Source organism: Geoanaerobacter pelophilus, assembly GCF_018476885.1.
GTDB classification, from domain to species: Bacteria; Desulfobacterota; Desulfuromonadia; order Geobacterales; family DSM-12255; genus Geoanaerobacter; species Geoanaerobacter pelophilus.
The window spans coordinates 1-9,146 of sequence record NZ_JAHCVJ010000009.1 but is presented as its reverse complement, the minus strand read 5'-3'; the positions used below and the strand labels follow the sequence as shown (position 1 = coordinate 9,146).

Below are 9,146 nucleotides of genomic sequence, written 5' to 3'. Positions count from 1 at the left end.
TATTACAAATTCTCGTAGTTAAATTACTTCAACGCATTTTCGATAAACTGATGGTAGTATTCAGAAGCCATTTTTATTTTTTCAATGTCTTTAGTTTGTAAGAGATCCGCATAGATGAGTAACCACGGAACCGTAATCCCGTCTGTCTCAAGTTCTTCGCCATGCCAAAACCGTTCGAAGATTTCAATGTTCCCGTGCGAGTCTTGCTTAAGTCTGTTCTCTTGAATCATTGATTTGAGTTCATGTCGGGTCGCATAGATAACTACGGATTCGGTCGGTTTGGCTGTATAGGCTAAAAGTGCTAGAGATTGAGCAGTAGTCATACTACTACTCGTATATTTCGAAATTATTTTACCAAGCTTACAGAGTGCTGCTTCTCCGCTCCATTGGGCGCTAGAAGGCTTCAACTCCGCATTGAGCATCCAGTCATTATCAGCCTTGAACCGCCCCAGCAACAATTTCGGACGGAGATGTTTATTATACGCACTTACCCAGCTTTCCAATAGTTCCGTTCTGTTAACCAAAAGTTGCCGCTTATCATTCGTGTTCTCAATGTATCCATCGCGCTCCAACTCCTCAATTGCTATCAGTACTTCTTCAAGAGTAGTCCCTGTAATTTCGGCAAGTGCCTCATAAGCGTGTTCAACATAGTCTGGAAATAATAAAAAACTATATATCAACTTGAGTTTACCGGCATTGGAAAAAGCTATGTCCTTGGGAGTTTGCTTCGGTATCTGAGAGATTAACCGTTTCTTGGGCTTACAGAGGGTCGAAGGTGCAACATCAAGCACATTAGCAAAGTCTTGTATTGATTTAACCTTCCTCCAAGCCTTATCCTGTAGACTGTTCGTAAGCAACTGGTAACTGTCTGCAAGCGAACCACCAATTCGAAACAGGATCGGGGTAACTGACAGATTCAAGTAACACAAAAGCTCAAGGGTTTCTTTCGGTGTGTGCCGATCAAGAACCCTTACCGGGATCTCTTGGTGAGGACTCTTATAAACTAAGGAAGCAGCCTGGAAAGTCCGAAAACCTGCAACAATGTAATAGCGTCGTCTTTGCTTCGCCACAACATAAATTGGGTGGATTTCAAGCAATAGCTCAATTGCCTCTATTGAAAGTTGGTCGAGATTTTTGAGGGTGTAGATGCCATCTTCAAATTCCAATGGCCGATTTTCGAGCCCCCCTGAATTACTTAATTCATTCAGATGCACATCTCGTCTGGCATACTCTAACTTCCCCAAGAATATCTCCCCTCCTTTACAAAAGTTTCTCGCAAAAAAGTATACAATAGACCAAGGCAATGTTCATTATTTTGAATATTTTTTTCTTATTATTGAGCCCATTATTTTGGACTGGTGGGATACTATATGGTTTTAAATGGGGAACTCAGATGATTATTCAAATAGTTTTTACTTAATAATATAAGCAAGTTGAATAATTTTAAACCGGTTAATGCATTACTATAAATTTTTTAAAATTTACCTTCACACGGTAGAAGTCACTGGTTCAATCCCAGTATCGCCCACCATAAAAAACAAGGGGTTAGCGAAAGTCGCTAGCCCCATTTTCTTTCGTGCCCATTCCTTGCCCATCTAGCCAGTAGTTTTGTCAGGGAATTAAAAAATATATACTTTATGTTGAGGTGGTATAGAAAAGCCCTTGCCGGAGTTGGTCGCTAGCAAGGGCTTTTGTTGAGGTCGTCAGGCTCAGATTCGAGCGAACCCTACCCAGCCATCCTTTATTTTTTCCCCCACAGCGGATCATCAGCGAATTGCTGCCAGATTCGCTCTTCCGGATTCTGTTCGTAAAACTCATTCTCGGCAAAGAAGAAGCGGTATTCAGTAACATAGTCGAGTATAACCCGGTAGGCGGCATTCACCTGTCTAATCATCTCCGACTCATTCGTATTGCCGGTATCCGGGTGATGTTGTTTCACCAATTCCTTGTGTCGGGCCTTTATCTCCTTCAAGGTTGCCCGCTCACCCAAGCCCATCACCCGGCGCGCTTCTTTCAGGTCGGCATAGGTCATGGCTTGATTCCCAATACCTGAACTACGGATGCCAGGCCAGTATGTCCCCGTCCCTCCAGCACTTCCCGTTCCATTTGAACAGCATGCACAAACTCCAGACCGGCAAGTTCCTGTTTCAGGTCATCCAGCGACATGAGCATGTCGAGGGATTTGGGGCCTCCGGTGTCGTAGGGGAGTTGGTCCTTGCTGAACGCCTCCAATACAAAGGCACCGCCAGGTTTCAGCCCCCTGACAGCTGCCTGATGTAAAGGAATGCGGATCGCTGAAGGCAGGTGGCAATAGATGGCGACGATTCCGTCCCACACCTCCGGTTCTATTTCAAAGGCACTCAAATCAGCATGTATCGTGGTTATGGTAACACCACGCTCTAAAGCCAGTTTCGCGGCCTTACGCAGACCGACTTCCGATCCGTCAACTCCGGTCACCTGATACCCAAGCGATGCCAAATAGACGGCGTTTCGCCCTTCACCCTCTGCCAGTGAAAGAATTCTTCCGTTCGGAATTCGGTCTACTACCGATACCAGAAACTCATTCGGTGCAGTGCCGTATGAAAAACCCGGCTCGCTGTAGCGTTCATTCCAATTCATGAATCGCATCCTTTAACTATCAGTTATTGTAATCGCTGTTCTCTTCGCCAGTGATACGACCATCGCTTACCTGAAAAATCCGGTCGAATCCTTCCACCATTCTATGGTCATGCGTTACGACCAGAATCGCCGAATGGTTCTCAACTGCGAGCGATTTCAACAGTGACATAACGTTTTTCCCGTTCTCGGTGTCCAGCGCTGCAGTCGGTTCATCGGCCAGAATTACCTTAGGCTTGTTGGCCAAAGCCCGGGCGATGGCTACCCGCTGCGCTTCGCCACCGGAGAGAGCCGTGGGATATCAATACAGCTCCTTTATAAACTTCTCAACCGCTTTAAAATATGAATCTGTGTTTGCAACCATTATGGAGTTGTGATCGCCCCTGTCGAATATCAGCTGTTCCTTCGGCTCGTTAGCCCATTCATAGAGGCGTTCAGCGTGGGAAACATTTACAAGATCATCATTCCAGGTATGCATGATCAGCGTCCTGCCTCTGAAGGACTGTATCTTCTGTTTCTGATTCAAGTGAGTATCTACTGCGGTTCTCAGCGATTCCATTGTTGCGCCTAGCTGATACGGTTCTACTCTTACCAGTATTCTTTCCAATGGATCAGCCAAACCGCTCTCAACGATCAGTCCGGCGGCATAGGGGTAAAGGGATGCACCATGAACAGCATACAGCGATCCGAGTGACCGTCCGAATAAGATAATTTGATCAGGCGGAACACCGCTTGCTTCAACTATCAGTTTTACATCTGCAAGCATGGCGACAAGTCCAGGTTCACCGCTCGACATGCCGTAACCCCGAAACTCTGCCAGAAACAGGTTGGCGCCCATTTCGGCAATCCGCTCCTCGAAATCACCCAGATAATCGGCAACTGTCTCGCCGTTGCCGTGAAAATGGATTATCGTCGGATAATCGTCCGATATTTTACGATACCGGCAGCCAAGCCTGTAATCAGTGCCATCGACATAGAATGGGTCGTCAAAGTGGTTGGGCCAGGGGTAAAAGTATCTGGCTGAGAGCACGGGATGATCGAGAAACGGATCGGTCATGAGCGTAACGTGAGGAGAACCATGCCGGAATCTGGATCAAGCTCCCGAACAGCATTGACATCTAGGATTTCAGTGATGACTACTTCCAGCACCAGGAAAGTTTCACTATCTTCACGGAGGCAACCTCCCTTGACGCTGTCGCCTTTTGCGTATGAGCCATGAAAGTGTAATTTCGGCTGATCCTCGTACCAGAAAATGGTGCCGAACCCCGTCGCTTCGTGACTTTCAGACAACTCACGCCATACCGGCACCGGCGGCATATCTTCAGACTCCGGCCCGACAACGTACCGTCCCCGCCTGATGCCGCCAACGATACTGAAGTAAGCCGCCCGAATGTTTTCTTTGCGGCAGATGTCGGATACTCCACCGATTATATCTTCACCGTCAGTAAAGCGGGCGACAACAATTCTTCCCGATTTCCCTACTTGATACTGCATGTTCCCTCCCATTATTCAATTTGGCAGGCTACTGATTCAGTGCAACCTTGCCAACAGGGGCAATGTAGATAACAAACTCATCTTTCCCATCAACACCGATAAGGTCGTCGGCAATTGTCTGATTATAAGCGGCAATGGCACAGGTACCGGCACCAATCGCTTCACAGGCAAGGTAAAGATTCTGACAGGCGTGTCCTGCGTCAAGAGCTATCACTTTGTAGGAAGCTTCGGCATATCGCCATTCGGTACGTTCCGGAATGACGCTCCAGATGAAGCATATAGCTGACTGCCCGGCAAAGCTCTGCCCGTGAGTTGCTGCGGTGAGATGTGAGGTAAGGTTTTCTAACTGTTTCACTAATGCAATTGAGTTGTCTAGCGGAAGGTAGCGGTAAATCCCTGATTCAAGGCCTTCAACCCTTTGCACTGCCAGATAAGTCTCGAAGGGATGACGGCACCCGGCTGAAGGAACGGTACGGAGAACAGCGGCTTCGTGGAGTTTTTCCCTGACCCCTTGAACTGACCAGAGCAGAAATGACAACTCTTCGAGCGAGAGAGAATCTTTGGTGAATTTACGGTGACTCTGACGGTTGGCAATCGCGGTTAGTAAATCACAGGATGGAATATTCAAGAAATCCAGTTCAGGGAGCCTGATTATAGTGGCGTTTTCTGGCGCTGGTTTCTGTATCGCCGGAGGCGCATATCCCTGACTTTGCTCTGTCAGATAGAAGTTCACCTCTTCCCGTATCCTGTCGGTCAAAAAGTATCGACCGGTTTCAGTCGTTATGGATGGCTTCTTCATGACTCTTTATCCACGTTTAGGTCGTTAAGCTCAACGATCCAGTAAATCTGTTTATGCGTAATCTCAATTTATTGGACGATATTGAGAACTTTTTCTTGGCTCCGCCAACAGGATTCAGCAATAAAATTAGCAGATATCATACATTTCAATTACAGCCTATTACAGTCATATTTTAAGAACCCCAGCAATCTTCGATTGCAGATAAATTTTAAAGGAATTCAGTTCAACCGACATTATGCATGATCGCAATGAGATAAAATGCATATCGGAGTCCATACGAGGCCATAGTACCGTTGCTCTTATCTTTGCGATTTCTGATTACCTGAATCCCTATGGTGCCGATACCAGACCTCCGCCCGTATTTTTGATTCCCTGTCACCCACCAACAATTCTTGAGGCCGAGTATTTCCTCCCATTCTGATTTCCGCTGCTCGGTAATTGCTGGGTCTTCTTTCTCGTACGGGAAATATCCCAATTGAATTGTCTCAGGACTCACGCCAAGATTTTGTAGGACATCGATGTACTTAAGAGCCTTTGACGCCTCCCAAAAATGCAGCATTCTGCCTGTCCTCGCAAATGTGTACAGAAAATAATCTACCTGGTCCAATATTTCACGTTGTATGTCATTATCAAGCCTCAGGAAAGCAGCAAGTATGCTATCGGCTAAAGCAACATCGTCATCATGCATTGGGATATGTGGAAACCGGTCCTTATGAACGGCGTTATCGCCACTCCTTCGGTTCCGGTATTTGGAATTGCTTGGCCTTCTCTTGGGAAGCTGAGCCTTTTCCTCTGGTATCTGATGATCCCGACCTTCTGGTCCGATGACTGAGAGCGGTTCGTCGTTTTCCCCTTTAAGGTCCTTGGCCAGTTTTTTTGACTTAGGAATATAGATTATTGTCTGACTGTTGTGTCTTGGATTGGCCCCCGTCCCTCTCCAGATAGGATTTCCGCTTGTCTGAATACGCCTCATTGGGCCAGTATTTGCTTGGGCGGTCACAGATTGGTCAGTGCCTGCTCTGCTTCCACCAGGACCCGCCACAGATCCTCGCTCTCCCCCATCCCCACCTTGATCAGATAAGCGGCTATCGACAGGTTGGTGCGTGCCCGGAACAGTTCCACCTGACGGAGAAAACCTGCCGCTAACCCGCCACGTTCCTCCTCGTAAATCTGCAAAAAAAGCTCATCGGACAGCGCGGCCAGGATATCCGGATGATGGAACAGCTGGTTGCGAAACTGTGCCAGGAAGCATCCCACATCAAAGGCTGGGGGCAGCAGCAGCGAGCTCTCGAAGTCAATGGCGGCAACAAACAGGGTTGACCGGTTCTCCTGGCTATCCTGGCCGATAAAGACGTTTTTCGGGTGGTAATCGCCATGCCCCTGCAGCAGGATACCACTGCCGCTGGCCAGAAGCAGCCGTTCTTCGGCCAACACCCGTTCCACTAGGTCGCTGACCTTGCGGGCATGCTTGTGGCCGGTATCGGTGAAGCGCCCCAGGTAGCGCGCCAGCCGCTGCTCCTCGCGCGGCAAAAACTCGTCCGCCGGGGTCAGCCGGGCCTGCAAGGAGTGGAGCCGTGCCAGCCAGCGCGCGGCAAGCTCATAGTATTCTTGCCAATCATCGGCAGGAGAGGAAACAAGCTTGTCAAACAGGGATTTTCCCCGTAGCCCCTGCTCGATAAGCGTCCGTGAGGCAGGGTCGGCATCAATCGGTTGCGGCACTCGGTAACGCCCTGCGGCAAAGCCATGATCCGCCAGCACCTGCGTGATCCGAAAAGCCCGTTCTGCGCTCCGCCAGCGCAGATCACTGTCAATGGCCCGGATGATGATCCGTTCCCGCTGTTCGTCCTGGCCCTTGGTGCCGATGGTCACCTCGGTCACCAGTGCGTGGGCGCCGGAGCGCGGGATCTCCTTCAGGAACGGCCGGCAGCGGCCCAGCCGGATCTCCCTGGCCAGTTCCACCACCGTAGTCACCGGGTGATCGAAGATCGTCGGATAGACCCCGGCATAACCGCTGCCATGGGTATCGGTGCCGGCAATGGCAGTGAAGCGGTAACGGTGCCAGTCCTGCAGCGCCCGACTGTTGCCGCGCGCCGTGTGATTGGTGTTGAATATTTCGATCCCGTCGATGAGCGGGTCGATGAGATCATCCGGCGACGGCGTCCTGGTTCCCCGGTAGGGGTGGGCCCAAACCAAAGCCGCCTCGGGAAACAGCCTGCGTACTTCTGCCAGCGATGTGCCGCGGTCCAAAGACTCAGTTGCTCCGTACACCAGAACATCCCCCATTTCGGCGCTGCGCAGCTCCTGTCCCGCCAGGATCAGGAAATGATCCGGCACCTCCGAACTGCGCCGAAGCTGTCGCAAGTCAGACTCGGTCCAAAGATAATGGTGATCGGTTAGCACGATCCCCTGCAATCCCTTAGCAAAGACCTGACGGACCAGCTCAACTGCAGGTACCGAACTGCAAGGTGAATGCTCGGCAGTATGGCAATGCATCTCGATCAGCATGGTATGTCCTAGGTTACTAAATTCACTATTTAAATCTACTATATCAGACAATCCAAAACCGTCACTTCTAAAGCCACATCTATCCGAGAACCCCACCGAACCAGGGGATACAAAAGGTAAATGGCGGAGAGTAACTGTCTATGATCAGGCTTGAAGGGAATTGCAGACTACAACATTCGACAAGGGGGTGGTGACAATGTGAAAAATCCTGCTACACCACCCCACCAGCAAATCGGAGAGAAAGGTCTGTCCAGCGGCAGACAGCTGAATACAAACTTCCAGTTGTTTATTTCCAAAGCCACAATGCCTGGCGTACGTAAGGTATGGCACGAGGGTCAGTTGGATTGAGATTCAAGTGTGCTATTTCTGCCTGATCAATGCTGTCGTTGATTCTAGATTGTTGCTCATCAGTAATCGGGTTGAGCAACTTTGGCTTTTTACGCTTATATTTAATTATAAATTTGTTAGGATCCATAATCTACTCCTTTTAAAGTTTTGACTCGTTATGACCCGATCATTCGGAAACTTATAAAAAGCAGTTACCGTGCCATCGAGCACACTCTCAATTAATCTCTCATATCAAGCTGTTACCCAATAGCTGCAATAAATTTAGAGCAACTTTATCTTGCTAATCTGGATCGTAAAAGAAGGCAATAACGTCTAATTGGGGAGTTAAAGAGAATCAACACATATTGCAAAAGCAACAAATGTTGAGATTTCGGTAAAAGTGAATAGTGTAAAGCTAAGTCTCACAAACAAAAACCCCGCCTGAGCGGGGTTTTTGTTTGTGCGGTGTATTATTCTTCTAGGCAGCAGCCTGGTTGCCTCCGCCCTGCATCGATTCGATCTCGTCAAAGGTGAAGACCTTGTCGATATTGAGGATCATGATGAAGGTCTCGTTGTGCTTGCCCATCCCTACCAGAAACTCGGTGTTGAGCTTGGTCCCGATCCGCGGCGCCGGCTCGATCTGCTCCTGCTCCAGCTCCAGCACTTCCTGCACTGAATCTGCCAGGGCTCCGACTATGGAGGTGTCGCCGTCAAGAACGATCTCCATGACGATGATGCAGGTGTTCACGGTCTTTTCCGTGGCGCTCATCCCGAATTTCAACCGCATGTCGACTACCGGCACAACGCTACCCCGGAGATTGATAACACCCCGCATGAAGTCGGGCGTCTGCGGTACTTTGGTGACAGTGGTAAAATCCAGGATCTCTCTTACTTTGGCGACGTTGACTGCAAATACTTCTTCGCCCAGTTTGAAGGTGAGACACTGCATGGTTTCTGTTATCCCGGCTATGCTCATTGAACTGCCTCCCATCTACTCTGTTCTGAGTAAAGTCTCCGTTAATTGCTAGAATTTCTCAAATTCCTTGTCCAGGTTGTCTTTACCTAGATTCAGCCCAAAACCGCTGTCGTTGACCGCCATTTTATGCTGGGCGGGGTTGGCTAACAGTTGCTTAGGCTTGGCTTTCTCGAGTGGTTTGACTTGGGAAGAGCTGAGTTGCGGCCGTTGAATCTTGACATCGGCCATGTCGAGTTTGAAGAACCCTATGGAGTTGATCAGCTGGTCGGCCTGGCTGGAGAGACCGGTGGCAGTGGAGGCCATCTCTTCGGCTACGGCAGCATTCTGCTGGATGACCTGGTCGAGCTGCTGGATGGCTTTGTTGATCTGTTCGGCGCCGGTGTCCTGTTCTTTGCTGGCGGCCGAGATCTCCTGAACCAGTTCGGCGGT

At 49.3% G+C, this 9,146-nt stretch carries 10 protein-coding genes and 2 pseudogenes; all 12 read right to left on the bottom strand.

The annotated features are described in order from the left end of the window. Window positions 1-23 precede the first annotated feature (23 nt). Window positions 24-1,244: a type IV toxin-antitoxin system AbiEi family antitoxin gene (locus tag KI809_RS17545; RefSeq protein ID WP_214172902.1), complete on the bottom strand. Its 1,221-nt coding sequence runs from the start codon at window positions 1,242-1,244 to the stop codon at window positions 24-26. Between the two features lie 497 nt (window positions 1,245-1,741). Next, entirely contained in the window at window positions 1,742-2,032 is a 291-nt protein-coding gene (locus KI809_RS17540; protein ID WP_214172901.1) for a J domain-containing protein, read from the bottom strand. Continuing rightward, on the bottom strand, window positions 2,029-2,619 hold the full coding sequence (locus KI809_RS17535; protein ID WP_214172900.1) for a class I SAM-dependent methyltransferase: 591 nt from the start codon (window positions 2,617-2,619) through the stop codon (window positions 2,029-2,031). Before KI809_RS17535 ends, KI809_RS17540 begins: the two co-directional genes overlap by 4 nt. A gap of 19 nt (window positions 2,620-2,638) precedes the next feature. After that, a pseudogene (locus KI809_RS20880) lies at window positions 2,639-2,917 on the bottom strand (ATP-binding cassette domain-containing protein); the annotation flags it as partial. Beyond that, window positions 2,918-3,673, bottom strand: coding sequence for an alpha/beta hydrolase (locus tag KI809_RS17525; protein WP_214172899.1), 756 nt, complete (start codon window positions 3,671-3,673; stop codon window positions 2,918-2,920). After that, complete coding sequence (locus KI809_RS17520) at window positions 3,670-4,110, bottom strand: PPC domain-containing DNA-binding protein (protein ID WP_214172898.1); 441 nt, start codon at window positions 4,108-4,110, stop codon at window positions 3,670-3,672. The genes KI809_RS17525 and KI809_RS17520 overlap by 4 nt, the downstream gene beginning before the upstream one ends. 28 nt (window positions 4,111-4,138) lie before the next feature. Beyond that, window positions 4,139-4,909 carry a SagB/ThcOx family dehydrogenase gene (locus KI809_RS17515; RefSeq protein ID WP_214172897.1) on the bottom strand — a complete coding sequence of 257 codons (771 nt, stop codon included), beginning with the start codon at window positions 4,907-4,909 and terminating at the stop codon, window positions 4,139-4,141. Window positions 4,910-5,132: 223 nt separating this feature from the next. Next, window positions 5,133-5,882 (bottom strand): hypothetical protein, encoded by a 750-nt coding sequence (locus KI809_RS17510; protein ID WP_214172896.1) that lies wholly within the window; start codon window positions 5,880-5,882, stop codon window positions 5,133-5,135. 23 nt (window positions 5,883-5,905) lie between these two features. After that, complete coding sequence (locus KI809_RS17505; RefSeq protein WP_214172895.1) at window positions 5,906-7,414, bottom strand: phosphotransferase; 1,509 nt, start codon at window positions 7,412-7,414, stop codon at window positions 5,906-5,908. A gap of 286 nt (window positions 7,415-7,700) precedes the next feature. After that, a complete protein-coding gene (locus KI809_RS17500; protein WP_214172894.1) occupies window positions 7,701-7,889 on the bottom strand; it encodes a hypothetical protein in 189 nt (62 codons plus the stop codon). A gap of 330 nt (window positions 7,890-8,219) precedes the next feature. After that, the gene (locus KI809_RS17495; RefSeq protein WP_214172893.1) at window positions 8,220-8,717 is read right to left on the bottom strand and encodes a chemotaxis protein CheW; all 498 of its coding nucleotides are present in this window, start codon (window positions 8,715-8,717) and stop codon (window positions 8,220-8,222) included. A 48-nt stretch (window positions 8,718-8,765) separates the two neighbouring features. Then, a pseudogene (locus KI809_RS20565) lies at window positions 8,766-9,146 on the bottom strand (methyl-accepting chemotaxis protein); the annotation flags it as partial.

Coding starts and splice junctions, on each gene's coding strand:
- KI809_RS17495 (WP_214172893.1), bottom strand. CDS start 8,717: ATGAGCATAGCCGGGATAACAGAAACCATGCAGTGTCTCACCTTCAAA.
- KI809_RS17500 (WP_214172894.1), bottom strand. CDS start 7,889: ATGGATCCTAACAAATTTATAATTAAATATAAGCGTAAAAAGCCAAAG.
- KI809_RS17505 (WP_214172895.1), bottom strand. CDS start 7,414: ATGCTGATCGAGATGCATTGCCATACTGCCGAGCATTCACCTTGCAGT.
- KI809_RS17510 (WP_214172896.1), bottom strand. CDS start 5,882: ATGAGGCGTATTCAGACAAGCGGAAATCCTATCTGGAGAGGGACGGGG.
- KI809_RS17525 (WP_214172899.1), bottom strand. CDS start 3,673: ATGACCGATCCGTTTCTCGATCATCCCGTGCTCTCAGCCAGATACTTT.
- KI809_RS17520 (WP_214172898.1), bottom strand. CDS start 4,110: ATGCAGTATCAAGTAGGGAAATCGGGAAGAATTGTTGTCGCCCGCTTT.
- KI809_RS17540 (WP_214172901.1), bottom strand. CDS start 2,032: ATGACCTATGCCGACCTGAAAGAAGCGCGCCGGGTGATGGGCTTGGGT.
- KI809_RS17535 (WP_214172900.1), bottom strand. CDS start 2,619: ATGAATTGGAATGAACGCTACAGCGAGCCGGGTTTTTCATACGGCACT.
- KI809_RS17515 (WP_214172897.1), bottom strand. CDS start 4,909: ATGAAGAAGCCATCCATAACGACTGAAACCGGTCGATACTTTTTGACC.